Genomic DNA, 23,884 nt, shown 5'->3' on the forward strand with positions numbered 1-23,884 from the left:
GCCATGTCGGACGACTGGCTCTACGCCCTCTTCGTGATCGGCGGCCTGGTGCTGGTCGCCCTGCTGGTGGTGGCGATCATCCTGGCCGTGCGGGTCTGGAAGACCGGCAAATACCTGCAGGCCATGGGCGTCGGCGGCCGCTGGGTCTTCTGGGGCGCGATCATCTACACAATCTTCCCCGTCGACCTGCTGCCCGACCCGATCTACCTGGACGACGTCGGCGTCCTGGGCGGCGCGCTCATCTACCTGAGCCGGCTGGCCGTCAAGGCGCGCCAGCAGCAGCAGGCCCGGCCGGCGGTGCCCCCGTCGCAGGCCCAGCGTCACCCGCCCCAGCGCGCCCGCTGACCCGGGTCCGCGGCCCCCGACGCACGGTCCACGCCCGCGGCGCACGGGCCGGCCCGGGTGCCGCTTCCTGCGATGATCGGGGCATGAACGACATCACGGTCGTACCCGTCCCGGCCCTCGTCGAGCCGTCGAACGCCGCCTACGAGCTGCGCGCCGACGCGGCGATCCGCTCCGACTCCGCCTCCGTCGGGGCGTACCTCGCCGAGGCCCTCCGGCCGGCCACCGGGTTCGCGCTGCCCGTCGAGGCCGCCCATCCGCGTCCCGCGATCGAGCTGCGGCTGGTCGGGCACGGCCCGGACGAGGGCTACGAGCTCGTCGTCGAGGCGGACGGGATCGTCGTGCGGGCCCGCCGGGAGGCGGGGCTGTTCTACGGCGTCCAGACGCTGCTGCAGCTGCTGCCGTCCACCGTGGACGCCGCGACCGTCCAGGATGGACCCTGGATCGTGCCGGGCGGGCGGATCGCCGACGAGCCGCGGTTCTCCTACCGCGGGGCGATGCTGGACGTGGCGCGGCATTTCTTCGGCGTCGAGGTCGTCCTGCGGTTCATCGACGCGCTTTCGCGGTACAAAATCAATGTCCTGCATCTGCACCTCAGCGACGACCAGGGCTGGCGCATCGCGATCGAGTCGTGGCCGCAGCTGGCCCGGGTGGGCGGCGCGACGCAGGTCGGCGGCGCGGGCGGTGGCTGGTTCAGCCAGGCCGACTACGCGCGGATCGTCGCGCACGCGGCAGCGCGGCACGTGACCGTCGTGCCCGAGATCGACATGCCGGGGCACACGAACGCGGCCCTGCACGCCTGCCCGGCGCTCAACGACGACGGGGTGCCCCCGGCGGCGTACACCGGCGTCGAGGTCGGCTTCAGCACGCTCGCGGTCGGCCGCGAGGAAACCTACGCGTTCGTGCGCGACGTGCTCGCCGAGGTCGCGGCGATCACACCCGGGCCGTGGCTGCACATCGGCGGCGACGAGGCGCAGAACACGTCCGCGCAGGACTACCGGACCTTCATGGCGCGCGTGCAGCCGATGGTGACGGCGCTGGGCAAGACGGTCATCGCCTGGCACCAGATCGGGCCCACGGAGCGGGAACCGGGGCGGATCGCGCAGTACTGGGGCGCCAAACCCGAGCCCGACGAGGACCTCCTGGCCGCGCTCGCGCAGGGCGACCGGATCCTGTTGTCGCCCGCGGACCGGGTGTACCTCGACATGCGCTACACCGCCGAGACGCCGATCGGCCACGACTGGGCCGGGTACATCACCACGCAGACCGCGTACGACTGGGACCCGGACACACTGCTGCCCGGCCCGTGCGACATCGTCGGCATCGAGGCCCCGCTGTGGACCGAGTCGGTCGCGACCGCGGCCGACATCGACCTGCTCACGTTCCCGCGCCTGCCGGCGGTCGCCGAGGTCGCGTGGTCGCCGCAGGCCGCACGGGACTGGGCCGGGTTCCGCGCCCGGCTGGCCGCGCACGGTCCACGGTGGACACTGCGGGGCGTGGCCTTCCACCCCGACCCGACGGTGTTCTAGGCGGGCTTCCTCGCGACCAGGACGTCACGCATGATCGCCTGGTCGACCCGGTGGCGCAACGACCGGTAGGGCTCGTCGTCGACGACCTCGAGCCCCGCCTCCGCCAGCAGGCCGGCCGCGAGCTCCCGTTTGGCCACGAACGTGTTCCACGCGATGCCCATCGCCCCGCCCGGCCGCAGCAGCCGGGCCCACACCGGCGCCGCCTCCGCGAGCAGGTCCTCCGGGCTGCGCGTGAGCCCCTTGCCGGCCGTGCGGCTGCCGTGCTGGACCCCGTAGGGCGCGTCGGTCACGACGAGGTCGAACGAGCCGTCCTTGAAGAACTCCCGCGAGCGCAGGGTGTCCACGTTCACGACGTCGAGCAGCTGGGTAGCTTTGGACTTGTAGTCGTCCTTGTCGGCGGCGAGCTCGATGCGCAGCCGCTTCGCGACCACCTGCCGTTCCCGCCTGACCGGCCCGAACTCGGCCTTGTGCTTGATCCGCTTCCGCTTGAGCCAGGTCTGGATGAAGGCGGCGTAAGCCTCGAAGTCCTTCTGGTCCCGATCCACGCCGGCGGCGTCGAACCCGTACATGAGCGCCTGGTTGAGCGTCGTCCCCCGCCCGCAGAGCGGGTCGAGCACGCGAAACCGCCGCGTGAGCAGCTGCGAGGCGTGCTCGGAGGCGAGCAGGGTGACGTTGAGCAGGAGCTTCGTGAACTGCTCGTTCGTCTTACCCTGGTACTTCTGGATGGTGATGAGATCGTCGTCGAACCGATCGAGCGACGTCGTGGTCATCGGCCGCAGCAGCTCCCCGACGACCTCGAACAGCGCATACCCGGACGAGAGATTCCCGAGCACCGCGACGTCGCGCTCGGTGAGCTCGTCCGCCTCGAACGTCACGTAGGGCACCCCGCCGACGACGCGCGGCCCCACCTCACCGAGCCGGTTGCCGAGCACCCCCTGGTCGAACGCGCGCAGCTCAGCACAGGTGAGCTCGACGGACGCGTCGGCGTAGACACGATTGGCGGAGGGCAGGATGAGCAGCGCATACAGGGCCATAGGTCCACCACCCTACCGACACGGGCGGTACCGGGATGCAGGGGCGGCCCTTGGTGATGTAGAGTTCTGCGGCAGGGGCGATTGGCGCAGCGGGAGCGCGCTTCGTTCACACCGAAGAGGTCACTGGTTCGATCCCAGTATCGCCCACCGCAGGTCAGAGGCCGTTTCCGATCGCCGGAAGCGGCCTCTGATCCGTTCAGGGGGTCTAACTCTTGCCCCACCCGGCGGGCGCGGCCGCCCACCGCCAGACTGGAATGCGGTCCTGGTCCAGCTTGCACGCCAGCAGCGCTTCCATGGTGAAGCACTCCGGCGGAGCGGACCAGCCCGGCGCCCGCGCGAGCACCGTCACCGCGCCGGTCTCGATATCGAGGCGTGCGATCAGCGAGCCGCCGGCGGCGCTGCGGCCCGCGACCAGCAGCCGGGTTCCCGCCAGGTCGCCGACCGGCTCCCAGCCGTCGATGCGACGGACGACCCGGCCGGTGGCCGCGTCGAGCACGAGGTGATGGCCGTCCGGCGGGGACGGCGTGGCCAGCATGTACCGATCGGTGAGGCCGCCCAGCTCTGTCCGCTCGCCCACGCGCCACCGCTCACGGCCGGTGTCCGGGTCCAGCACCACGGTCGGCCCGTCATTCGCCCCGTCGGTCGCCCGGGCGCAGATCGCCCGCCCGCACCACCAGAGGTTCTCGCCGTCCGGCTCGGCCGTGCGTTGCCACAGCCGCCGGCCGGTGGCCAGATCGAACGCGGTCGTGCCGAGGATGGTCCCCAGCCCGGAGCGGTAGACCAGCAGCCGGTCGCCCGAGATGGTGAGCTCGTCGACCTGCCCGTGATCCTCGAGGCCGACCGTCCGCACGACCTCGGCCGTCTCGGCGCTGTACAGCCGCAGCGTGCCACCGGTGTCGAACACCGCGACCCGGACCCGCTCGCCAGGTCCGAACACAACTCGCCGCCGGCCGCCCGGCGGCGTGACGAGCGACCAGCGCACGGCGCCGGTGTGGACGTCGATGCCGGCCAGATAGGGGGTCGACTGCTGCCCCTCCTGCTCCGGATCGCTGCCCGGCGGATACATCTCGGCGACCACCACCCCGCACGCGCAGCCGCGCCCCACCGGCACGTAGCCGATCCGCCGCCACACCTGCGCACCGGTGGCGCTATCGAGCCCGACCAGCGCTGCCGCCGCCAAGCGCGTACCGTTCTGGACCCCCACGACCACCCGCGCATCGTCCACGGCCAGCAGTTGCGTACCGGCCGCGACCGGCACCGCCCACCGCCGGGCACCGTCCGGCATCCGGTACGCCGCCACGGAGGCCCTCGACAGCACGTACATCGCGGACCCGTCACTGTCGACCGCGCTCACCCCGTCGCCGCGCAGTACCACCGCCGGGTCCAGCGACGTTCCCGGCCGCGCACCACCGGCCAGCCCCAACACGCCGACGAGGAGCAGGCTGAACCCCCGCCAGGGCCGGCGGGACCGCCGCGTCGCACCGCGCGGTTCCGCATCGAGGTCAATCACCGTCACCGACGGTATCAAGCGCTCCTCCTCGACGCACCCGTCTGTTCCAGCCCCTCGAACGGGGGCTGGTTCGACAGCGACGACCTGCGCGAGGCGCTGATCTCGTACGAGGTCGGCGGCCACCAGTACCACACGGGCCTGGCCGGCGCCGGCAACCTGCACAAGGGCGATGTGGTGACCCTCTACGTCGACCCGGATGACCCGACCGCCGGCGTCACGCGCGGCGGCCTGCTCACGGAGGGGCGCTGGGTGTTCCGCGCGATCGCGCTGAAGTACCTCGGCTTCGCCCTCGCCGTGTTGGCCTTCCTCGCTCGCGGCGTGGCGGTGGCGCAGCGGCGCATCGGCTGATCGTCAGCGGAGGCTGCAATGCTTCGGCGCTGCCTCGACATGGGCGGGTCGGGATGGTGGCGGCTTTCGACCGACCGGCGGGTAATCGATCAGCACTTCGAGTTGCCGGTACACGTGGCGTCCGGCCGTGTCACGCCGAATCGAGGTGTCACGGACGCCAAGACCGGCTGGAACAGCGGGGGCGGCGACGACTCCGCGCCGGAAGCTGGGCCTGGCTGGCCGCAGCTCTGGGCGGTCCACGTGCTCGTCGCTGCGGCGGTGGGTGGCGTGCTCTGGCCCGTGAGCTACCCGGGCGGCGACTCGTTCCTGTTCATGGCCGGCGGCTGCGCTTCCGTGCTCATTGGCTGTTGCTGGCTCGGCTGGACCGTCTACGTCGCCAGAACCGCCGGCGGATGGAGGAGCTGGTTCCTGATCGGACCAGTCATCGGCGTCCTCACCATGGTCCTGCTCTGCACCGGCGCGCCGCGCAAGATGCGATGGGCGGCCAGCCGGTGCGCGTTCGCCGCCGTCGTCGACTGGTCGGCAAACTTCGACCGCCTCGGCGGCAGCTGGTACAGCTGGACCGGCACCTCTTAGCGGACGTCGACCGTTCCTGGACGCCGGGATCCGCGCCAGGCCAAGCCGCTTCGCGGTGCCCGGCAGGCAGCAGATCACGCTCGGGGCTCGGTGCCCGCGAACCTGTACGTCCACGAATGCTCCGCACCGTCCCCACCCGTGGTCGACAGGACGTAGACGGACCACGTATCGCCACCGAAGCCGCTCGTCCGTAGTCGCGGCGGGGGCCGGCCGTCCGTGTCCAGATGCACGATCTGGCATCGGCCGTCACGGGGGCCATCCACCAGCCGAATGCCGGTGGTCCGGTTGACGATCTCACCCCTGAGCCACCGACGGATGTTCCGCATGGCCGCCGTCTCGATGTGCCCCACGGCGCAACTACACCACGCATTGCGTCGAAGGCGCCCACCCGAGTCGATGACACCACCAGCGGCGCCGCAGTGGTGTCGCGTGGTGTCATAGAGGCTTGTACTGACACCACACGAGTGCTAACTTGGTGTCATGGACCTCGACCGGTACGTCTCCGAACTGCAGACGCAGCTGGCCGCGACCGCCGAGCACGGCGACGACGCCGCCCGGGCCGTAGCCGAGCAGCTCAACGCCGCCCTCGACGCCGCGGTGCGCCTCATGCTGCTGGGGGTCCTGAGCGACGTGGCCGGCGAGATCACGCGGCAGATCGCGCCCGGCTCGGTCGACGTCATGTTGCGAGGGCGTGATCCGCAGTTGGTGGTGACTCGTCCCGCGATGCCGGAGGCGGGCGGGCCGGAGGCGCCCGGGGTCGCGGTGCCGGCCGAGCCGCTCGACGACACGGTGACCTCACGCACCACGCTGCGGCTTCCCGACCGGCTCAAGGCCCGGGTCGAGCAGGCCGCGGCCGAGGAGGGGGTGTCGGTCAACTCGTGGTTCGTGCGCGCGATCGCCGCCGCCCTGGAACCCGCCGCCCGGCCCGCCACGACGCGCAAGACCAGCAGCGGCGAGCGCTTCACCGGCTGGGCCCGCTGACCCCGGCCGAACACGAGCCACACCAAACAGTTGCGCAGTCCCGTCGCATGGCGGGACCGATCCGGCATGCCCATGTGGAGGCCAACCATGCCCAGTTACGACGTGTCCGGGCCGATCGACCTGGACGTCACCGCCGGTGTCGCGTTCGTCGACATCGTCGCCTCGGACCGGCCCGACGCCGTCGTCGAGATCGTGCCGAGCCGAGCCGGCCGCAACGGCGACGAGTCGCTCGCCCGCGACACCACGGTCGGGTTCGACAACGGGCGGGTGCGGGTCAAGGTCCCGCGCCGGCTCAACCTGTTCAGCAAGGGCGACTCGGTCGACGTCCGCTGCGAGGTCCCGACCGGGTCGCGGGTCAACATCGACAACGCGTACGGCTCGGTGCGGACCCGGGGCGTCCTCGGGGATGCCCGGATCGTGCTCAAGTACGGCGGCGTCACCGCCGACACCGTCGCCGGGCTCGTCCTCGAGGTGCCGTACGGCAGCACCGACATCGCCGAGGTGACCGGTCCGCTCGACCTCACCGCCGGCCATGGCTCGGTCCGCATCGTCGAGGTGCGCGGCAACGCCCGGCTGCGGGCCTCGCACGGCAGCCTGGAGCTGGGCACCGCCGCCGGCGACGTGGAGGTCACCACGTCCGGGGCACTCACCATCGACCGGGCCCTCGGCGACGTGACCGCGCGCAGCGCCCACGGACCCATCCGCATCCGGGAGGTCGGCGGCGGGACGTTCCGGCTCGACAACGGCCACGCCGACATCGACGTCGGCGTCCCGACCGGCATCGCGGCCTGGATCGACGCCAGCTCCGCCAACGGCCGGGTCCGCAACGAGCTCACCCCCGACCCGGACGCCGCCGGGAGCGACCGCACGGTCGAGCTCCACCTGCACGCCAACTACGGCAACGTCTTCGTCCGCCGCGTCACCACGCCCCGAAGGGAAGCCACGACATGATCCAGGTGCAAGGCCTGCAGAAGGCGTACGGCAAGGTGCCGGTGCTGCACGGTGTCGACTTCGAGGTGGCCAGGGGCGGCATCTTCGCCCTGCTCGGCTCGAACGGGGCCGGGAAGACCACGGTCGTGAAGATCCTGTCCACGCTGCTCAAGGCCGATGCGGGCACGGCCCGCGTCAACGGGTTCGACGTCGGGGGGCAGCCGGTGGACGTGCGCGAGTCCATCAGCCTCACCGGGCAGTTCGCCGCCGTCGACGAGATCCTCACCGGCCGCGAGAACCTCGTCCTCGTCGCGCGGCTGCGGCACCTCAAGAAGCCGGGCCGGGTCGCCGACGACCTGCTCGCACGGTTCTCACTGACCGACGCGGCCGGGCGGAAGGTGTCGACCTACTCGGGTGGCATGCGGCGGCGGCTCGACATCGCGATGAGCCTGGTCGGGGATCCGCCGGTCATCTTCCTCGACGAGCCGACGACCGGGCTCGACCCCCAGGGCCGCATCGAGGTGTGGCAGGCGGTCAAGGAGCTCGCCGCGCGGGGCACGACGGTGCTGCTCACCACCCAGTACCTCGACGAGGCCGAGCAGCTCGCCGACCGGATCGCGATCCTGCACGAGGGCCGCATCATCGTGAACGGCACCCTCGCCGAGCTCAGGCGGCTCCTGCCGCCGGCCAAGGTCGAGTACGTCGAGAAGCAGCCCACCCTCGAGGACGTCTTCCTCACCATCGTCGGCGCGGACAGGTAAAGGAACCCCGATGAGCGGCCACTTCTTCGGCGACACCGCCGTGCTGACCGGGCGGTCCCTGCGCCACATCACGCGCAGCCTCGACACCGTCATCACCACCACGATCATGCCGATCGCGTTCATGCTGTTGTTCGTCTACGTGTTCGGCGGCGCGATCAACTCCGGCTCGAAGTCCTATGTGGACTACCTGCTGCCCGGCATCCTGCTCATCACGGTCGCCTCGGGCATCTCGTACACCGCGTTCCGGCTCTTCCTCGACATGCGCAGCGGCATCTTCGAGCGGTTCCAGTCCATGCCGGTCGCCCGCTCGTCCGTGCTGTGGGCGCACGTGCTGACCTCGATGGTGGCCAACCTCATCTCGGTCGTGGCCGTGCTGCTCGTCGCCCTCCTCATGGGCTTCCGCTCCTCGGCGGGGCCGCTGGCCTGGCTGGCCGTCGCCGGCCTCCTCGCCCTGTTCACCCTCGCCCTGACGTGGATCGCCATCATCCCCGGCCTCACCGCGAAGTCGGTGGACGGCGCGAGCGCGTTCTCCTACCCGCTCATCTTCCTGCCGTTCATCAGCTCGGCCTTCGTGCCGACCGCCACCATGCCCGGCCCGGTGCGAGCCTTCGCCGAGCACCAGCCGGTGACGCTGATCGTCGACGCGATCCGCGACCTGTTCACGCGGCAGCCGGTCGGCACCGGCATCTGGGCGGCGCTCGCCTGGTGCGCCGGCATCCTCGTCGTCGCGTACGCCTTCGCCATGGCCACCTTCCGCCGCAAGAGCTCCTAGGGCGCCGGCCAGGCGGTACCTCGTGCGCTGGTGGGCCCGGCCGAGCCGGAGTACGAGGAGCCGGCCCACCGGTACACCCGGAGCCTGCTCGCCCCGGCGCTTGAGCTGCGCTAGGCGTCGATCTCGTAGGCGAGCTTGCCGCGGCGGGAGGTGGTCTCGAAGGCGCGGTGCGCGGCGGGCGGGTCGGACATCGGGTACGTGGCCTGCAGCGGCACCCGAATCCGGCCCGCCTCGGCCAGCCCGTGGTGGCCGCCGGGCTCCCCCGCCGGCTCGCCCGTCGACAGGGCGACGCCGAGCCCGGGCGCGGCGAAGTCGGCGATGGTCAGCACGCGGGCCGCGTCCCCGGTGGCCTCGATCAGCGCCGGGAGGAGCCCGCCCCCGGCCGTGTCCAGGGCGCGGTCGAACCGTCCGGCGATCTCCCGGCCCAGGGGTTCGGCGCCCAGGGCGGCCACGAAGTCGGCGGCGTCGGCGCTGCCGGTGCCGTACACCCGGACGCCCCGCAGCACCGCGAGCTGGACGGCGACGCTTCCCACCCCGCCCGCCGCGCCGGTGACGAGCAGGCGCATCCCGGGCTCCAGCGCGAGGCGGTCGAGGGCGCGCGTGGCCGTCTCCAGGCTCGTCCCGGCCGCGCCCGCCTCGGCCCACGGCAACTGTGCGGGGCGGCGGGCCCAGTGGCGCAGGACGGCGAGCTGGGCCGTGGCCCCGCCGAGGGTCGCGAGCGGCACGATGCCGAAGACCTCGTCGCCGGGCGCCCAGCCGGTGACGCCGGGGCCGACCTCGTCGATCACGCCGGCCGCGTCGACGCCGGGGATGTGCGGGCGCGGCAGCCGGGCCGCGGACGGGGACGTGCCGGCCCGCAGCGCGACGTCGACGGGTGAGACGCCCGCGGCGCGGACCCGCACGCGCACCTCCCCCGGGCCGGGGTGCGGGTCGGGGGCCTCGGCGAGCCGGAGGACCTCGGGCGGTCCGAACTGCGCGAACTGTACGGCGAGCATGCGGGCTACCGTAGGCACGCCCCCGCCGGACCGGCCGGAAGTGAGTGTCTTGGAGCCGCAAGTGACTCGGAAACGGCGCGCCGACGCGCTGGAGAACCGCGACCGGATCGTGGCCGGGGCGCGGGCGGCGTTCGGGGCCGGCGGGGTGGACGTGCCCACCCGGGCGGTGGCGCGGGCCGCGTCCGTCGGGGTCGCGACCGTCTACCGGCACTTTCCCAGCCGCGGGGCGCTCGTCGACGCGGTGCTGGACGAGCTCGTCACCGGGTGCGAGCGGGACCTGCGGGCGGCCGTGGGGCAGGCCGATCCCCGGGTGGGGCTGGAGCTGGTGGTGCGGGGGTTCGCGGGGCGGCGGGCCGCGGCCGGTGGGCTCGGGGACGTCCTGCTGCGCCGTTTTCCCGTGCAACGGGCCGAGCATGCCGCGCGGTTGGACGCGCTCGTCGCGCGGGCGGTCCGGGCCGGTGTGGTGCGCGACGGGCTGACGGTGCGGGACGTGCGGGCCGGGCTGATGGGGATCGCGGGGGTCGGTGCGGTGCCCGAGGCGGCGTCGCGGCTCACGGAGGTCGTGCTGGCCGGGCTCCTGGCGTGATACTGGCGTGATGTTCGTCATCGACGCGGGGTCGGCGGTGCCGCCCTTCGAGCAGCTGCGGCTGCAGGTCGCGGCCCGCATCCGGGACCGGTCGCTCGCCGTGGGCACCCGGCTGCCGACGATCCGCAGCCTCGCCGCCGAGCTGGGGCTCGCCGTGAACACCGTCGCCCGCGCGTATCGCGAGCTGGAGGACGCCGGGCTGATCGAGACACGCGGCCGGGCCGGCTCCTACGTGACCGCGGCCGGGCAGGCGGCGCTGGAGCGGGTGCGGCGGGCGGCCGAGGAGTTCGCGGCCGTCGTCGCCGCCTCCGGGATCGGCCCCGAGGAGGGGCTGCGGATCGCGGAGGCGGCGCTCAACGTCAGGACCTAGCCGGCGACGGCCATCGACTGCAGCATGAGCTTCGCCTGGATGGCCGCGGCCGAGGGCTCCATGGGGTTGAACATGAAGGCCAGCAGCGCGTCGGTGCCGACCCAGGCGCAGATCGACAGCGTCACCCCGGTCGCGTCCGTCTTCTGGCACTCGGCCTTGCCGCCGAGCTTGCCCGGGTCGAACGGGGTCGAGTCGCTGCCGGTGCCGCCGAGGGACTTGAAGGCGCCGTCGAAGAAGTCCTTGAGCTGCTTGTCCGGGCCGCCGACGCTGAACCCCGGGCCGGTGCCGCCCCAGGCCACGACGACCTGCGAGGTCTTCTGGGTGTTCTGGTACTGCGCGGCGAACGGGTTCTGCACCCCGGCGTCCGTCATCTGCTGGCTCATCGTCTTGGCCTGGTCCTGGTTGGACTGCTTCTTCCAGTTGCCGATGGTGGCCGGGTCGGTGAGCGTGACCTTCGGGGTCTTCGGGGCGCTCGTGGTGCGGGTCGAGCCGGGTGACGCCTGCGGCTTCGCGCCCCCGGTCGACGAGGTGGCCGTCGGCGTCTTCGCCTCGTCGTCCTTGGAGAGGTTGACGTAGGCGACCGCGCCGACGCCGCCGCACAGCACGACCACGATCGCGGCGATGCCCAGGCCGATCAGCAGCCCGTTGCCCTTCTTCTTCGGCGGGGGCGTGTAGAGCGGCGGCGGCTGGTCGTAGCCGTATCCCTGGTCGTACGAGGGAGGCTGCTGGTACGAGGGAGGCTGCTGGTACGAGGGAGGCTGCTGGTACGAGGGAGGCTGCTGGTGCGACGGGGGCTGCTGGTACGTGGGCGGCTGCTGCCCATAGCCCTGGTCGGCCGCCGGGGGCTGCTGGCCGTAGCCCTGGCCGTATCCCTGGCCGTAGGAGGGCTGCTGCTGCTGGCCATAGGGGTCGTAGTTCGGCTGGGGCGCATATGGGTCAGACATGAAAGCTCCTCGGCAACTGAAGACCCCGCGCAGCATAGTCGGCCCTCGCTACACCCCGGTGTCGGAAAGTCGGCGAAGGCTCAGCTTCGAGCCCGGGCCGCCGATCGGCATTCGGTGTGGCGCGCAGCGGTCCGGCCCCTGATCCACGCGCGCGACCGGGTGGCGGCGACGCGGGCGGTGGCGTACTTCCTCATGGCCGGCGGCTCGGTCGTCGGCGCCTGCGCGCTGCTCGTGCCGGGGTTCGCCGGCGGAACGACGCTCGGCGTGCTGACGACCGAGGCCATGGCCGGGGCCATGGTGGCCGCGGGCGCGCTGTGCCGGCTGGTCCCGCAGCGGGTGCCCGAGGCGTTCTGGGTGGCCGTGCCGTTCCTGGCGGTACTGCTGATCGGCGTCCTGAACCTCGTCACGCGGGACGTGAGCGTCAGCGCGCACCTGTACTTCCTGTGGCCCCTGCTGTACGCCGCGACCTTCGTGCGCCGGGACATCATGTACGTCCTGCTCGTCGCGGCCAGCCTGACCGACGCCGTGGTGACCTTCTGGATCAAGTCCGACGTGACCGCCGTCACCGACATCGCCGCGCTCGTAACCGCCTACGCCGTGTCCACGATCGTCGTGTCGAAGCTGCGGGCCCGGTCCGAGGCGCTGGTCGCCCTGCTCGAGGAGCAGGCGCTCACCGATGCGCTGACCGGGCTGCCCAACCGGCGCGCGTTCGACCTGGACCTGGACCGGGCGCTGCACGCCGGGGCCGAGCGCGCCCTGCTCATCATCGACGTCGACCACTTCAAGACGATCAACGACACCTGGGGGCACGGCACCGGCGACGCCGTCCTCACGCGCGTGGGCGCGGCCCTGCGCGCGGCGGCCGGGCCCGGCGACTGCCCCGCCCGGCTCGGCGGCGACGAGTTCGCGGTCGTGGTCGCCGGCGGCGAGGAGCGCGCCCGGGCCGTGGCGGCGCAGGTGCGCGCGCACGTGGCGAGCAGCTCGGACCTGTCCGACGGGCTGCCCACGCTCAGCATCGGCCTCGCCACCACGGCCGACCTGCCGGCGCCCACCGCCGAGACGCTCCTGGCCGCGGCCGACCGGGCCCTCTACGACGCCAAGGTGCGTGGCCGCGACCGGGTGGCGTCGACCAGTACGCGAGACGAACGGCGTAAAGATCCTCGTTTTCTGACTACAAAGAGTAGCGACGGGTAAACATAGGGTGACTGCAACCGAGACCAACGGGGGTTTCACCCAATGCCTGCCAGCAAGAGCAAACGGCGACTGCCGGTCGCGGTCGGGGCCGCCAGCTTCCTCGCCGTGCTGACCGCCGGCGTTGTCCACCAGACCGGAGCCGGCGCGCAGACCGTGCCCGGCGGCGTGCGCGCGGCCGAGACCTTGGCGCCGGACCCCGCGCTCAGCGCCTGGACGACGGCCTACCCGGGCGCACCCACCGCCACCGCGACGCCGTGCCCGACCGACACGTTCGGCAACCCCGCGACGCCCAACCCGGGCGGCACGATCGTCATGCCGCCGAGCCTGCCCGCCCCGGGCGCCTCGGTGATCATTCCGCCCGGCGCCTTCGACACGCCGAGCGGCCCCGCGGGCACGGTGGAGGAGACGCCGTCGACCCTGCCGACGCAGGACCCGATCCCGAACCCGACCGCGACCACCGTGCCGGGCGCGACGCCGACCTTCGGCGGGGGCGCCGTGCCGACGCCGACCGACACCGCGAACCCGGTGCCGACCGACACCACCACGGCCCCGGCGCCGACGCCGACGGACATCTGCGCCACCGCGCCGGTGCCGGCGCCGTCCGACACGTTCGGCAACCCGGTCCCGATGCCGACCGACACCATGAGCCCGACGCCGGCGCCGATGCCGACGGACACGTTCGGCAACCCGGTGCCGCAGCCGACGGCCACGCTGCCCGTGCCGATGCCGACCGACACGGTGAACCCCGGCCCGGTGCCGACCGACACGGTGAACCCGGCGCCGCTGCCGACCGACATCAACGGCAACCCGATCCCGGCCCCGGCGCCGACCGACATCAACGGCAACCCGATCCCGGCGCCGGCCCCGACCGACACGTTCGGGACCCAGCCGATGCCGATGCCGACCATCACCTACACCGAGCGCAGCCGGTAGGAAGCGGCCGCGCAACAGTGGCGAACGCGGCGGGGCGGGTCCGGGTTCACGGATCCGCCCCGCTGATATTGTCACGCGATGTTGACGGGTACGGCCGGCTCTGACGACACAGACGACACGACCCCACCGGCCACCGGCAGGCTGGTGCGACAGCGCGGCAGGGCGCCGCAGAAGACCAGCGAGGAATCGGACAGCATCGCCGCCATCACCACCACGCGGACGACCAGCCGCCGGGCCGACCTGCTCGCGCTCGGCAGCTACGTGCTGGGCGCGCTGTTCGTGGTCGCGCCGATCCTGGCCCACTACGGCCGGCGGATGCCGATCAGCCCCGGCGACCGGGCCCAGGCCGAATACTTCCTCGCCTGGTCGGCCCGGGTGGTCTCGCACGGCGAGAACCCGTTCCACATCGTGCAGTACAACGCCCCGCTCGGCGTCAACGGCATGGCCAACACGAGCGTGCTCGGCCTCGGGCTGCCCCTCTCGCCGATCACGCTGCTGTTCGGCCCGCAGGTCACCTTCGACATCCTGATCGTGCTCGGCATCGCCGGGACCGCGGCCGCGTGGTACTGGGTGCTGTCCCGGCACCTGGTCACCAGCCGGACCGCTGCCTGGGTCGGCGGGCTCGTCGGCGGGTTCGCGCCCGCGGTGACCTCGCACGCGTCCTACCACGTGAACCTCGTCGCGCAGTTCCTGGTACCGCTGCTGGCCTGGCGTTCACTCAAGCTGCTCGAGGGCCGCCCGGTGCGCAACGGGCTGATCCTGGCCGCGCTCGTCGTCTACCAGGTCTTCATCAACGAGGAGACGCTGTTCCTGGCCGCGCTCGCGATCGGGGCGGTGCTGATCCTCTACGCGGTGCAGCGCCGCGACCGGGTGCGGGCCGCGCTCCGGCCGCTCGCGGCCGGGCTCGGCGTGACTTTGGGCGCCGCCCTCGTGGTGCTCGCCTACCCGCTGTGGTTCCAGTTCTTCGGCCCGGGCGCGTACAACGGCGGCGAGCAGTACATGACCACGTTCCGCATGGACGTGCTCGGCCTGACCTCGTACGGCAGCAACAGCGTGGCCGAGCGCCTGCGCCGCTTCGGCGAGCCCCCGCCGCCGCTGGGCGCGGAGGAGCACGGCTTCCTCGGCTGGGCCCTGGTGCTGCTGCTGGTCGCGCTGGTCATCTGGCAGTGGCACGACGTACTGGTGCGCTGCCTGGCGATCACCGGCCTCGGCTTCCAGGTGCTCGCCTGGGGCACCCCGCTGCAGTTCCAGGGCCGCGACACCGGCGTGCCCGGCCCCTTCTGGGTGCTGCAGCACCTGCCGCTGTTCGACACGCTGCTGCCGACCCGCCTCGGCGAGGTCACGAACTGGGCGGTCGTGCCGATCCTCGCGCTCGGCGTGCAGCGGCTGACCGACCTGCGCGGGCTGCCGGCGCGCACGCGGCGGCTGTTCCTGGTCACGGCGCTCGCGGCGGCGCTGGTGCCGGCCGCGCCGATGCCGATCAAGGTCGTGACGCGGCCCGCGGTCCCGCAGTTCGTGGCGGCGGGGACGTGGAAGCAGTACGTCGGCGCGGATCAGACGGTGCTCGTCGTGCCGCTGCCGCAGTGGGACTTCCCGACCGCGATCTTCTGGGCCGGGTCGACCAACGCGGACATGAAGGTCTCGCACGGGTACTTCCTGGGCCCCGCCGACGGCGTCACCGGCCACCACGCCTTCGTCGGGCCGGTGCTGCGCCCGACCGACCGGCTCTTCACGCAGGCGATGTACCAGCAGACGGTGCCGCCGGTCACCGACGCCGACCGGGCGCAGGCGCGCGCGGATCTGCGGTACTGGCGCACGTCGCTGATCCTGGCCCCGCAGGGCGCGCAGTGGGCCGCGGTGCGCACCACGCTCACCGACCTCTACGGCCCCGGCACCAACACCGGCGGCCTGTGGATGTGGGACGTCCGCACGCTCTAGCGGCCGGCCTTGGTGACCCGGAGCGGTTGACAGATCGCGCTCCGCGCGCGTCCATCGAGTCATGCCGATCGAGAACGCGCGCGGGTGAGGCGCCTGCTCGCCGTGCCGGCGGCCCGGACGTATCTGCTCGGGCAGACGGTCTCACTGCTCGGCGACTCGACCCTGTGGCTGGCCATGAGCGTGTGGGTCAAGACGCTCACCGGGAGCAACGCGGCGGCCGGCCTGGTGTTCCTCTGCTTCACCGCCCCGGCGCTGCTCGGCCCCCTGGCCGGAGCGCTGGTCGACCGGTTCCGCCGCCGCCCGCTGCTCATCTGGGCCAACGCCGCGGCCGGGGCGGCCGTCCTGCCACTGCTGGCCGTGGACGGCCCGGCCCGGATCTGGCTCGTGTACTGCTCGATGGCGCTGTGCGGCGCGGCGTACACCCTGCTCATCCCGGCGCAGTCCGCCCTGCTGGTCTCGATCGTCCCCCGCGACCTGCTCGCCGACGCCAACGGCCTGCTGCGCACCGCCCAGGAGTCGCTGCGCCTGGTCGGGCCGCTGCTCGGGGCCGGGCTGTTCGTGGCGGCCGGGCCGAAGGCGGCGGTGCTGGTCGACGTGGTCAGCTGCGCCGTGCCGATCGCCTGCCTGCTGCGCCTGCGGGTCGAGGAGCGGCGGCCGCAGCGGCTCGCGGGCGGGGGCGGCGGCCTCGGGTTCATCGCGCGCTCGCCCCGGCTGCGGCCCGTGGTGTTGGCGGCGGCGGGCGCGCTGTGCGTCTTCGGCTTCAGCGAGACCACGGTGTTCGCGGTCGCCGGGCAGGGGCTGCACCGCTCCCCCGCCTTCGTCGGGGTGCTCGCCGCCGTGCAGGGGGCGGGGGCGCTGGTGGGCGGGCCGAGCGCGGCACCGCTGGTGCGGCGGCTGGGCGAGGCGCGCCTGATGGCCGCGGGCATGCTGGCCGGGGCGGCGGGGGCGCTGCTGCAGGCGGTTCCGGCCCATGCGGCGGTACTGCCCGGGGCCGCGCTGTTCGGCATCAGCCTGCCCTGGCTGACGGTCGGGTTCACCACCCGCCTGCAGCGCGCCACGCCCGACGGGATGCAGGGCCGGGTCTTCGCGGCCGCGACCATGGCGGTGACCGTGCCGCAGACCGCGTCGATCGCGCTCGGGGCCGGGCTGATCGCCGTCGCCGGCTACCAGGCGCTGCTGGCGACCATCGCGGCGGTGCTCGTGCTGTGCGCGGGGTACTTGTTCACGCAGCCGTCCGGGCCGTCAGGGCCGGCCGGTCCACCGGCCGCGGGGCATCGCCGCGCCGAGGTCAGCCCATGACCCGCGCGCCGTAGGCGGTGGCGACGGACAGCAGCGCGCGGGCGGTCCGGGCCCGGCGCAGGTCGGCGGCGGTCAGGGCGCGCCAGTCCGGGGGCAGGGCGTGCAGCTGCGCGACCGTCATCGGCAGGTTGGCCAGGCTCAGCCGGGTGAGGTCGGCGGCGTGGGGCCCGGCGGCGCGGGCGGTCAGGCTGCGCACGAACCACATCCAGCGCCAGACCCACTCGTCGCGGGGCCACACGCCCGCGTCGGCGGCCTGGTCGAGCAGCCACAGCTCCAGGCCGGCCCAGTCGGCCGCGTGGTCGGGGTCGCCGAAGCGCAGGGTGGCGAGCGGGTGCAGCAGGGAGGTCCACCAGTCGGCGGCCTCGGAGGTGTCCGGGACCCGGTCGGCGAGCCACTCGGCGCGCTCGGTGCGCGACAGCGGGAGCAGCAGGGACAGGCTCTCGCAGACCGCGCGCCAGCGGGACTCGGGCAGGGCCGGGAGGTCGGGCACGGGCCAGACGGGCGCGGCGATCGCGATGACGGTGCCGTCGTCGGCCACGGTGACGGTCGAGCCGCTCAGGGGCGCCCGCAGGGTCTGGTCGGTGGCGCCGGCCCGGGTCGCGGGCAGCTGGACCAGGCTCTGGCCGACCCGGCGCAGCTCCTCCCGCAGATCGTCGAGGCGGACCCGGGCCGGGAGCCGGTCGGCCCGCACGACCATGAAGCGGCCCTGCCACGGCTCGTCGGGGCCGAGGCGCTCGTAGTGGACCTCGACGTCGCCGAAGTCGCGGTACAGGCCGTCGAGGTCCGTGTGCTCGGTGAACTCGGCGCCCAGGGTGGCGGCGAGCGCGTGGATCGGGGCGTCGGCGCTCAGGCCCTGCACGCGGGCGGTGGCCAGCGCCTCGGTGCACAGCTCCAGGGGTTCGGGGGCGGTCATCGCGACGGCCCGCCGGCACCGAGCCGGGCCCGGCGCGCGGGCGCGTCCGCCGCGCGCGGGGATGCAGTGAGATCGAAGATCGCCAGCGCCACGCCAGCGATCGTACGCACCCGCGCAAAGGGGCGCCCGGCGCTTGCCGATCACGGCCCGGGACGGGATCGATGCGCCGGGTGGTCAACGGCCACCTGACGGCCCGGGCCGGCCGGCGGCGAGCGCGGCGCGGGCGGCGACCCCCCACCCCGCCGACGTCGAAATCGAACGCTTCGCGCAGCCCCGGCGCCGCATACGACCCCTCTGCACATATACGAAATGTCGGATGTGCCGGGCGCGCCAGCGCCCGGCACATCCGGTTCTTGGCACCGCGGACCTGGCTGGGCGGGCCCCTCCGGCCGAAGGCCCTCGGGCCCGCCCATTTGTCTGGCGGGAGCAACGGTCAGATCGTGACGCGGACCCGAGTCATGGATCTCAGGGAATGCGGTAGCTCTCCCCGTACACCTTCCACGCGAGCGGCGTGTGCAGATCCAGGTTGCCGTCGCGGAGGAACTGGCGCTGGGCGGTGTCCACGCGGCTCGTGTCGCTGTGCGCGGCCTCCGTGCGCATCGCCGCGGCGCGCGCGTCCAGGAACGCGGTCAGGTACGCGGCCTCGTCGCCGCCCTGCGCCGGGGACTTCGCCCTGGCCAGCGCCGCCTTGCGGATGCCGCCGAAGCTGTCCGCGCCGGGGCCGGGGCCGTGCATGACCATCGCGTCGTAGTACGCGAACTGGCCCAGCACGCCGAGGCCGTCGGACTTCGCCTGGGTCACGGCGGGGTCGAAGTACACGCGGTCGCGCTCGTCGTCCTGGGCCTTCGTGAACGCGGGGTCGGCCGCGGCCGAGCGCCAGGCCTCCGGGAAGCCGTCGAGGCCGGCGTGGGAGTCGGTGCCGTCGACCTTGCGCAGCGCGGGCAGGAACCTCGCGAGCGGGTTGCCGGGGACGCGCGCCGTGTACGCCTCGACGAGGTCCAGCATGTCGCCGGTGCCGGAGCAGAAGCCGATGATGCCGCCGGTGTAGCCGCGGCCGTCGTTGATGTCCTCGATGTAGCGGTACTGGGCCTTCCAGTCCAGGCTCGAGTTCTCGGCCGAGGAGACCAGCTGCATGGCGATCTCCTTCTTGCGCGGGTCGGCCAGGCCGGTGCCCGCGGCCGTCGCCGTGGCCGTGCGGGGGTTCGCGGGCCTCGACGGGCGCGGGGCGCCGGAGGTGCTCACCGGGGCCGCCTGCGAGGCGCGGCCGGGGCGGCGCGGGGCGGAGGCGTCGCCCGAAGAAGCCTCGGCCGGCCGGCTCGCCGGCAGCAGCGCCTCCGTGGCGGCCTCGGCGCCGGCGTCGGCCCAGACGGCGAGCGGCAGCGCGACGAGCACCCCGGCGGCGGCGAGCCACCCGGCGAGCCTGCGAGACATGTGCATCGGACCCTCCCGGCCTCACGGTTGCGACGGAAGGATCGGACCACGCGTGAGGGTCCGCTGACTGCGCGCTAAAGCTGGATTTCAGGCAAGCCTCAGCCCGCCGCATCACTTCCGGGTGACACGGCTAAAGGAAGCGGCCCCGCCGGCCCGTAGCGGGCGACGGCCTGACCGTGGGCGCACGAGCCCGCGAACCTCGGCCAGTAGCCTTGGCGCGGTGAAGCAGATCGACGACCTCGTGCGCGGGGCGGTGGCCTACGACGACGGGCTCGACCTCCTCGCCGTCGCCCCCGCCGCCGACGTCGACCCCGCCCTGTTCGCCGCGGTCGCCGACGCCGTCGCCCGGCTCGTGCGGGGCGGGTGGCAGCCGGCCGAGCTGCACCGGGTCGTGGTGCGCCGCGGCGGGACGGACCGGCCGTTGCTCGCCCATGCCGTCGTGGACGGGATCGCCGGGCTGCTGCGGCGCTACGAGCGCAAGAGCGTCGACGACCGCTGGCTCGCCCAGGCCGACGAGCTCGCGGCGAAGGTGTGGTGGAGCGCCGACGCGCGCTATGTCGGCGAGCTCGCGGCCCGGCGCCGGCTCGACCGGATCTCCGTCGTCGACGATCTCGTCGGCCTGCTCGTCGTGCTCGCCGAGCTGCCGGCGATCGAGGTGCTGGTACCGCCGCCGGGGTCTGCCCCGAGACGCCGCCCCAGCGCGTCGAGGGTCGACGAGCGGCTGCTCGACCGGGTGCGGGCGCTGCTGGCCAAGGCCGAGTCGACCGGCTACCCGGCCGAGGCCGAGACGTACACGGCGAAGGCGCAGGAGCTCATCGCCCGTCACGCGATCGACGAGGCGCTGCTGGCCGGGCGCGAGGGCGGCGCCGAGGTGGTGCCGTTCGCGCGGCGGATCGGGGTCGACCACCCGTACGAGGGCGAGAAGGCCTCGCTGCTCAGCGCCGTGGCGCAGGCGAACCGCTGCCACACCGTGTGGTCGCCCGACCTCGGCTTCACCACGGTGTTCGGGTTCGACGCGGACATCGACGCCGTCGACCTGCTCTACACCTCGCTGCTCGTGCAGGCCGGGCGGGCCATGGCGAAGGCCGAGCCGCCGGGCGGCAAGGCGGGCCGGGCGCGGCTCAAGACGTTCCGCCAGTCGTTCCTCGTCGCGTACGCGGTGCGCATCGGTGAGCGGCTGGCCCACGCGACGGAGCTGGCGATCGAGGAGGCGGCCGCGGCGAGCGACCTGCTGCCGGTGCTGCGCTCCCGCGACGAGCAGGTGCGCGAGACGATGGCGCGGGTGTTCCCGCGCACCGTGCGCGGGCGCGGGAGCCGGGTCGACAGCCGCGAGGGCTGGGAGTCGGGCCGGGAGGCGGCCGACCGGGCGGTCTTGAACTGATCGAACGTCCGAGGCGGCCGGGCGGATCGCGTGGGATCCTCCCGCCCATGCTCAGAATTCCCGCAGCGCAGGTCGCCAACGGCCATCTGCCGCACGTCTGCCCGCGCCATGGCGAGCCGGCGATCGAGATGAAGCGCATGAAGCTGATCTCGAAGCCGCCGGCCTGGACGCCGGTGCTGATCCTGCTGGCCGTCATCGTGTACGTCATCGTGGTGACCGTCCTGCGCAAGACCGTCCAGGCGCCCGCCTGGCCGTGGTGCGCGCAGTGCAAGGCCGCCCGCGCCCGCAACCTGGGCATCGGCCTGCCCGTGCTCGGGCTCGGCATCGTGCTGTTCGCCGTCGGCGTCGCCACCATCGACGGCGACGCCGGGCCGATCATGATCCCGCTGGGCCTGGTCGCCTTCCTCGTCGGCCTGATCATCGCGGCGCGCAGCGCGGCCCAGACGGTCGCGGGCGCGTTCGTGTCGCAGGACGGGCAGTTCGTCGAGGTGCCCAAGTCCGACCCGCGGTTCATGCAGGCGCTGCAGTACGGCGCCGCCCCGCAGCGGTTCTAAGAGCGGGGCCGCGCACTCCGCCAACTGGTGTGCGCGGCCCCGCCTCCCCCGCCCTCAGGGGGTCTTGGTCAGGGCGTGGTCGTCCACACGAGGGTGGCGCTCGCCCCGGAACTCGCGGCGACCTGTGGCGCGCGTGCGGGCATGGTGCATGGCTGACCTCTTGGCGGAGAGGCTTGAGCGCTCTTCGGGTGAGAGAGCGCTCTCTGAAGAGTTCTCCTTGTGGTCGTTCCTGTCAAGACGGCACCTCGGGCTTTTGGGGGAGAGCGCTCTCCGGTTGTTACGCCCGGTTTGCCGCCGGGTATGCGTTGCTCATGGAGCATGAGGGCGTTGGGCAGGTCGTTGTCGTCACCGGGGCCAGCGGCGGGATCGGGCGCGCGGTGGCGCGCCGGTTCGCGGCGCGCGGGGCCTCCGTCGCGCTGCTCGCCCGCGGCGAGGCCGGCCTGGAGGCGGCCGCCGAGGACGTGCGCAAGCTGGGCGGGCGGCCGCTGCCGATCCCCGTCGACGTCGCCGACCAGCCCGCCGTGGACGCCGCGGCGAGCCGGGTCGAGCGCGAACTCGGCCCGATCGACGTGTGGGTCAACGACGCGTTCACGTCGGTCTTCGCCCCGTTCATGCAGATCGAGCCGGACGAGTTCAAGCGCGTGACGGAGGTCTCGTACCTCGGCTACGTCTACGGCACCCGCGCCGCCCTCGACCGCATGATCCCCCGCGACCGGGGCACGATCGTGCAGGTCGGGTCGGCCCTGGCCTACCGGGGAATCCCGCTGCAGAGCGCGTACTGCGGGGCGAAGCACGCGATCCAGGGCTTCCACGAGTCTCTGCGCGCCGAGCTGCTGCACGACAAGCGCAACGTGCACGTGACGATGGTCCAGATGCCGGCCGTGAACACGCCGCAGTTCGACTGGGTGCTGTCCCGCCTGGGCCGGCACGCCCAGCCGGTGCCGCCGATCTACCAGCCCGAGATCGCCGCGAAGGCCGTGGTGTATGCGGCGGACCATCCGCGCCGGCGCGAGTACTGGGTGGGCGCCTCGACGGTCGGCACGCTCATCGCGGACAAGTTCATTCCCGGGGTGCTGGACCGGTACCTGGCCCGGACCGGGTACGAGTCGCAGCAGACGTCGCAGCGCCGAAGCCCGAACCAGCCGCGCAACCTCTGGGAGCCCGCCGACCGCACCACCGACTACGGCGCGCACGGCGCCTTCGACGACCGCGCGACGCGCCGGGCGCCGCAGCTGTGGGCGTCGCAGCACCACGGCCTGCTGGCCGCGGCCGGCGCGGGCCTGGTCCTCCTGGCCGGCGCCGCCGTGGCCCGCCGCCGCTGACACGCTCCTGAGCCCGGCCTGGGACCTGCCGCCCGCGCCGGCGGCAGGTCCCAGGACCGCCAACCGATCCGGGCGCCCGGCGGCCGTCGTGGTCCGGAACCGCGTTTGCCGCAGGCAGGTGGCGGGTAGCGTCACGCTCATGTGGCTGATCGCACGCTCCGCCCTGCTGGGCATCGCCTCCGGCGGCCGCAGCCTGGCAGCCCCCGCCGCCGTGGCCTTCGGCAGCGGCTCCCGGGCGCTACGACTGGCGACCGCCGCCGCGGCGGCCGGCGAGTTCGTGGTCGACAAGCTGCCGGCCGCCCCGAACCGCCTGGGGGCCGCTCCCCTGGCCGGACGCCTCGTCTTCGCCGGCCTGGCCGCGGCCGCCCTGGCCCGGCGCGAGGGGAGCAACCCGATCGCCCCGGCCCTCGTGGCGGCGGCGGCCGCGGCGGCCGGAAGCGTCGCGGGCGCCCGCTGGCGCGCGTACGCCGAGGACCGCCACTGGCCCACCCTCCCCGCCGCCCTGGCCGAGGACGCCGTGACCTGGGCCCTTGCCACGGCCGCCACCCGCCGCTAACTGACCCCGCCCCCGCCCGACGGCGAAGGGTCGCCACCACCGCGCACGAGGCGGCGGCGCCACCCTCGCCGAGGACACCACAACCTGGGCTCTCGCCACAGCCGCCATCCGCCGCTAACTGACCCCACCCGACGGCGAAAGCTGCGCCACCACCGCGCACGGGGCGGCCGCGCCACCCTGTGACGAGCGCCGCGGCAAGACCTCTCGGCTCGACGACCACGCGAACCGCACGGCACCGGCTCGCACCGCAGCCGCCGATCGCCCGCCACCAGCAGCAGGCAGGCCGCGACGGAAGCCGGGGCACAGCCAGCGCCTCGGCCATCGAGCGCAACTCCCCCGACCTGTCGCCGTGCGGGCGACGAGCCGACCGCCCGCCACCAGCAGCAGGCAGGCGGCGACGGAAGCCGGGGCACAGCCGGCGCCTCGGCCATCGGCCGCAACTCCCCCGACCTGTCGCCGTGCGGGCGACGAGCCGACCGAAACCCCGAGACATCGCCGCCGACCGGTGCGAGCGTCCCGACCCGGCCGCGCCTTCTCAACCCAGTGCAGGCCCGCCCCGCCTTTCGGTCCCGCCCCGCGGCGGCCCCGCCCTCGGTGCCGTCTTGGCCCACGGCAAGAGGTCTCCCACGCGGCATGACCGCCTCGCGGCCCGGTGGCGATCCCGCGGAGCAGCGGCGGCGGGTGG

At 73.7% G+C, this 23,884-nt stretch carries 24 protein-coding genes and 1 tRNA gene; 19 read left to right on the top strand and 6 right to left on the bottom strand.

The window, feature by feature from the left end:
* Positions 1 to 3: 3 nt before the first annotated feature.
* Together ACQP2P_RS36380 and ACQP2P_RS36385 are read left to right on the top strand one after the other, a co-directional pair.
* Positions 4 to 345 carry a hypothetical protein gene (locus ACQP2P_RS36380; RefSeq protein WP_433608750.1) on the top strand — a complete coding sequence of 114 codons (342 nt, stop codon included), beginning with the start codon at positions 4 to 6 and terminating at the stop codon, positions 343 to 345.
* A gap of 83 nt (positions 346 to 428) precedes the next feature.
* On the top strand, positions 429 to 1,871 hold the full coding sequence (locus ACQP2P_RS36385; protein WP_433608752.1) for a beta-N-acetylhexosaminidase: 1,443 nt from the start codon (positions 429 to 431) through the stop codon (positions 1,869 to 1,871).
* Here the strand turns inward: ACQP2P_RS36385 and ACQP2P_RS36390 are convergent.
* Entirely contained in the window at positions 1,868 to 2,905 is a 1,038-nt protein-coding gene (locus ACQP2P_RS36390) for a TRM11 family SAM-dependent methyltransferase (protein WP_433608754.1), read from the bottom strand. The two genes, ACQP2P_RS36385 and ACQP2P_RS36390, sit on opposite strands and share 4 nt — an antisense overlap.
* A 75-nt stretch (positions 2,906 to 2,980) precedes the next feature.
* On the opposite strand from ACQP2P_RS36390, the gene ACQP2P_RS36395 reads away from it, so the two are divergent.
* A tRNA-Val gene (locus ACQP2P_RS36395) sits at positions 2,981 to 3,052 on the top strand.
* A 58-nt stretch (positions 3,053 to 3,110) separates the two neighbouring features.
* On the opposite strand, the gene ACQP2P_RS36400 is transcribed toward ACQP2P_RS36395, so the two are convergent.
* On the bottom strand, positions 3,111 to 4,415 hold the full coding sequence (locus ACQP2P_RS36400) for a PQQ-binding-like beta-propeller repeat protein (protein ID WP_433608756.1): 1,305 nt from the start codon (positions 4,413 to 4,415) through the stop codon (positions 3,111 to 3,113).
* A 174-nt stretch (positions 4,416 to 4,589) separates the two neighbouring features.
* On the opposite strand from ACQP2P_RS36400, the gene ACQP2P_RS36405 reads away from it, so the two are divergent.
* The 6 genes from ACQP2P_RS36405 to ACQP2P_RS36430 all read left to right on the top strand — a co-directional run bounded on the left by ACQP2P_RS36405 (position 4,590) and on the right by ACQP2P_RS36430 (position 8,783).
* Positions 4,590 to 4,763: a hypothetical protein gene (locus tag ACQP2P_RS36405; RefSeq protein WP_433608758.1), complete on the top strand. Its 174-nt coding sequence runs from the start codon at positions 4,590 to 4,592 to the stop codon at positions 4,761 to 4,763.
* Positions 4,764 to 4,781: 18 nt separating this feature from the next.
* Positions 4,782 to 5,339 (top strand): hypothetical protein, encoded by a 558-nt coding sequence (locus ACQP2P_RS36410; RefSeq protein ID WP_433608760.1) that lies wholly within the window; start codon positions 4,782 to 4,784, stop codon positions 5,337 to 5,339.
* Between the two features lie 480 nt (positions 5,340 to 5,819).
* Positions 5,820 to 6,320 carry a toxin-antitoxin system HicB family antitoxin gene (locus tag ACQP2P_RS36415; protein ID WP_433608761.1) on the top strand — a complete coding sequence of 167 codons (501 nt, stop codon included), beginning with the start codon at positions 5,820 to 5,822 and terminating at the stop codon, positions 6,318 to 6,320.
* Between the two features lie 87 nt (positions 6,321 to 6,407).
* Entirely contained in the window at positions 6,408 to 7,271 is an 864-nt protein-coding gene (locus tag ACQP2P_RS36420; protein ID WP_433608763.1) for a DUF4097 family beta strand repeat-containing protein, read from the top strand.
* Positions 7,268 to 8,011 carry an ABC transporter ATP-binding protein gene (locus ACQP2P_RS36425; RefSeq protein ID WP_433608765.1) on the top strand — a complete coding sequence of 248 codons (744 nt, stop codon included), beginning with the start codon at positions 7,268 to 7,270 and terminating at the stop codon, positions 8,009 to 8,011. The genes ACQP2P_RS36420 and ACQP2P_RS36425 overlap by 4 nt, the downstream gene beginning before the upstream one ends.
* 10 nt (positions 8,012 to 8,021) lie before the next feature.
* Positions 8,022 to 8,783 carry an ABC transporter permease gene (locus ACQP2P_RS36430; protein WP_433608767.1) on the top strand — a complete coding sequence of 254 codons (762 nt, stop codon included), beginning with the start codon at positions 8,022 to 8,024 and terminating at the stop codon, positions 8,781 to 8,783.
* A 110-nt stretch (positions 8,784 to 8,893) separates the two neighbouring features.
* Here the strand turns inward: ACQP2P_RS36430 and ACQP2P_RS36435 are convergent, their stop codons facing one another.
* Positions 8,894 to 9,778 (bottom strand): NADP-dependent oxidoreductase, encoded by an 885-nt coding sequence (locus tag ACQP2P_RS36435; RefSeq protein ID WP_433608769.1) that lies wholly within the window; start codon positions 9,776 to 9,778, stop codon positions 8,894 to 8,896.
* Positions 9,779 to 9,839: 61 nt separating this feature from the next.
* Here ACQP2P_RS36435 and ACQP2P_RS36440 point away from each other — a divergent pair, with 61 nt between their 5' ends.
* Together ACQP2P_RS36440 and ACQP2P_RS36445 are read left to right on the top strand one after the other, a co-directional pair.
* Positions 9,840 to 10,364 carry a TetR/AcrR family transcriptional regulator gene (locus ACQP2P_RS36440; RefSeq protein WP_433608771.1) on the top strand — a complete coding sequence of 175 codons (525 nt, stop codon included), beginning with the start codon at positions 9,840 to 9,842 and terminating at the stop codon, positions 10,362 to 10,364.
* A gap of 10 nt (positions 10,365 to 10,374) precedes the next feature.
* The gene (locus tag ACQP2P_RS36445; protein ID WP_433078458.1) at positions 10,375 to 10,734 is read left to right on the top strand and encodes a GntR family transcriptional regulator; all 360 of its coding nucleotides are present in this window, start codon (positions 10,375 to 10,377) and stop codon (positions 10,732 to 10,734) included.
* Here ACQP2P_RS36445 and ACQP2P_RS36450 read toward each other — a convergent pair.
* Positions 10,731 to 11,678, bottom strand: a complete 948-nt coding sequence (locus ACQP2P_RS36450; protein WP_433608774.1) for a hypothetical protein — start codon at positions 11,676 to 11,678, stop codon at positions 10,731 to 10,733. The genes ACQP2P_RS36445 and ACQP2P_RS36450 overlap by 4 nt on opposite strands.
* Positions 11,679 to 11,792: 114 nt before the next feature.
* Here ACQP2P_RS36450 and ACQP2P_RS36455 point away from each other — a divergent pair, with 114 nt between their 5' ends.
* From ACQP2P_RS36455 to ACQP2P_RS36470, 4 genes are all read left to right on the top strand, one after another.
* Positions 11,793 to 12,872, top strand: coding sequence for a diguanylate cyclase domain-containing protein (locus tag ACQP2P_RS36455; RefSeq protein WP_433608776.1), 1,080 nt, complete (start codon positions 11,793 to 11,795; stop codon positions 12,870 to 12,872).
* A gap of 42 nt (positions 12,873 to 12,914) precedes the next feature.
* Entirely contained in the window at positions 12,915 to 13,805 is an 891-nt protein-coding gene (locus ACQP2P_RS36460) for a hypothetical protein (protein ID WP_433608778.1), read from the top strand.
* A gap of 78 nt (positions 13,806 to 13,883) precedes the next feature.
* The gene (locus ACQP2P_RS36465; RefSeq protein ID WP_433608779.1) at positions 13,884 to 15,743 is read left to right on the top strand and encodes a hypothetical protein; all 1,860 of its coding nucleotides are present in this window, start codon (positions 13,884 to 13,886) and stop codon (positions 15,741 to 15,743) included.
* Positions 15,744 to 15,827: 84 nt separating this feature from the next.
* A complete protein-coding gene (locus tag ACQP2P_RS36470; protein ID WP_433608780.1) occupies positions 15,828 to 17,042 on the top strand; it encodes an MFS transporter in 1,215 nt (404 codons plus the stop codon).
* Here ACQP2P_RS36470 and ACQP2P_RS36475 read toward each other — a convergent pair.
* Positions 17,032 to 17,955, bottom strand: coding sequence for a hypothetical protein (locus ACQP2P_RS36475; RefSeq protein WP_433608782.1), 924 nt, complete (start codon positions 17,953 to 17,955; stop codon positions 17,032 to 17,034). The genes ACQP2P_RS36470 and ACQP2P_RS36475 overlap by 11 nt on opposite strands.
* Before the next feature lie 465 nt (positions 17,956 to 18,420).
* Positions 18,421 to 19,386: a chitosanase gene (locus tag ACQP2P_RS36480; protein ID WP_433608784.1), complete on the bottom strand. Its 966-nt coding sequence runs from the start codon at positions 19,384 to 19,386 to the stop codon at positions 18,421 to 18,423.
* A gap of 220 nt (positions 19,387 to 19,606) precedes the next feature.
* Here ACQP2P_RS36480 and ACQP2P_RS36485 point away from each other — a divergent pair, with 220 nt between their 5' ends.
* The 4 genes from ACQP2P_RS36485 (at position 19,607) to ACQP2P_RS36500 (ending at position 23,199) form a co-directional block, all read left to right on the top strand.
* Positions 19,607 to 20,767: a DUF2786 domain-containing protein gene (locus ACQP2P_RS36485; RefSeq protein ID WP_433608786.1), complete on the top strand. Its 1,161-nt coding sequence runs from the start codon at positions 19,607 to 19,609 to the stop codon at positions 20,765 to 20,767.
* 47 nt (positions 20,768 to 20,814) lie between these two features.
* Positions 20,815 to 21,321, top strand: coding sequence for a hypothetical protein (locus tag ACQP2P_RS36490; protein WP_433608788.1), 507 nt, complete (start codon positions 20,815 to 20,817; stop codon positions 21,319 to 21,321).
* A gap of 311 nt (positions 21,322 to 21,632) precedes the next feature.
* Positions 21,633 to 22,643, top strand: a complete 1,011-nt coding sequence (locus ACQP2P_RS36495) for an SDR family oxidoreductase (protein WP_433608790.1) — start codon at positions 21,633 to 21,635, stop codon at positions 22,641 to 22,643.
* Between the two features lie 139 nt (positions 22,644 to 22,782).
* Entirely contained in the window at positions 22,783 to 23,199 is a 417-nt protein-coding gene (locus ACQP2P_RS36500) for a hypothetical protein (protein ID WP_433608792.1), read from the top strand.
* The last annotated feature ends 685 nt before the right edge of the window (positions 23,200 to 23,884 follow it).

Source organism: Dactylosporangium sp. CA-139114 (assembly GCF_050955725.1).
Classification (GTDB): domain Bacteria; phylum Actinomycetota; class Actinomycetes; order Mycobacteriales; family Micromonosporaceae; genus Dactylosporangium.

Bases quoted from the DNA above. Each gene is read 5' to 3' on its own strand.
- ACQP2P_RS36480 (WP_433608784.1), bottom strand. From the start codon at position 19,386: ATGTCTCGCAGGCTCGCCGGGTGGCTCGCCGCCGCCGGGGTGCTCGTC.
- ACQP2P_RS36390 (WP_433608754.1), bottom strand. From the start codon at position 2,905: ATGGCCCTGTATGCGCTGCTCATCCTGCCCTCCGCCAATCGTGTCTAC.
- ACQP2P_RS36430 (WP_433608767.1), top strand. From the start codon at position 8,022: ATGAGCGGCCACTTCTTCGGCGACACCGCCGTGCTGACCGGGCGGTCC.
- ACQP2P_RS36415 (WP_433608761.1), top strand. From the start codon at position 5,820: ATGGACCTCGACCGGTACGTCTCCGAACTGCAGACGCAGCTGGCCGCG.
- ACQP2P_RS36465 (WP_433608779.1), top strand. From the start codon at position 13,884: ATGTTGACGGGTACGGCCGGCTCTGACGACACAGACGACACGACCCCA.
- ACQP2P_RS36435 (WP_433608769.1), bottom strand. From the start codon at position 9,778: ATGCTCGCCGTACAGTTCGCGCAGTTCGGACCGCCCGAGGTCCTCCGG.
- ACQP2P_RS36420 (WP_433608763.1), top strand. From the start codon at position 6,408: ATGCCCAGTTACGACGTGTCCGGGCCGATCGACCTGGACGTCACCGCC.
- ACQP2P_RS36490 (WP_433608788.1), top strand. From the start codon at position 20,815: ATGCTCAGAATTCCCGCAGCGCAGGTCGCCAACGGCCATCTGCCGCAC.
- ACQP2P_RS36475 (WP_433608782.1), bottom strand. From the start codon at position 17,955: ATGACCGCCCCCGAACCCCTGGAGCTGTGCACCGAGGCGCTGGCCACC.
- ACQP2P_RS36450 (WP_433608774.1), bottom strand. From the start codon at position 11,678: ATGTCTGACCCATATGCGCCCCAGCCGAACTACGACCCCTATGGCCAG.
- ACQP2P_RS36425 (WP_433608765.1), top strand. From the start codon at position 7,268: ATGATCCAGGTGCAAGGCCTGCAGAAGGCGTACGGCAAGGTGCCGGTG.
- ACQP2P_RS36460 (WP_433608778.1), top strand. From the start codon at position 12,915: ATGCCTGCCAGCAAGAGCAAACGGCGACTGCCGGTCGCGGTCGGGGCC.
- ACQP2P_RS36410 (WP_433608760.1), top strand. From the start codon at position 4,782: ATGCTTCGGCGCTGCCTCGACATGGGCGGGTCGGGATGGTGGCGGCTT.
- ACQP2P_RS36500 (WP_433608792.1), top strand. From the start codon at position 22,783: ATGTGGCTGATCGCACGCTCCGCCCTGCTGGGCATCGCCTCCGGCGGC.
- ACQP2P_RS36495 (WP_433608790.1), top strand. From the start codon at position 21,633: ATGGAGCATGAGGGCGTTGGGCAGGTCGTTGTCGTCACCGGGGCCAGC.
- ACQP2P_RS36385 (WP_433608752.1), top strand. From the start codon at position 429: ATGAACGACATCACGGTCGTACCCGTCCCGGCCCTCGTCGAGCCGTCG.
- ACQP2P_RS36445 (WP_433078458.1), top strand. From the start codon at position 10,375: ATGTTCGTCATCGACGCGGGGTCGGCGGTGCCGCCCTTCGAGCAGCTG.
- ACQP2P_RS36380 (WP_433608750.1), top strand. From the start codon at position 4: ATGTCGGACGACTGGCTCTACGCCCTCTTCGTGATCGGCGGCCTGGTG.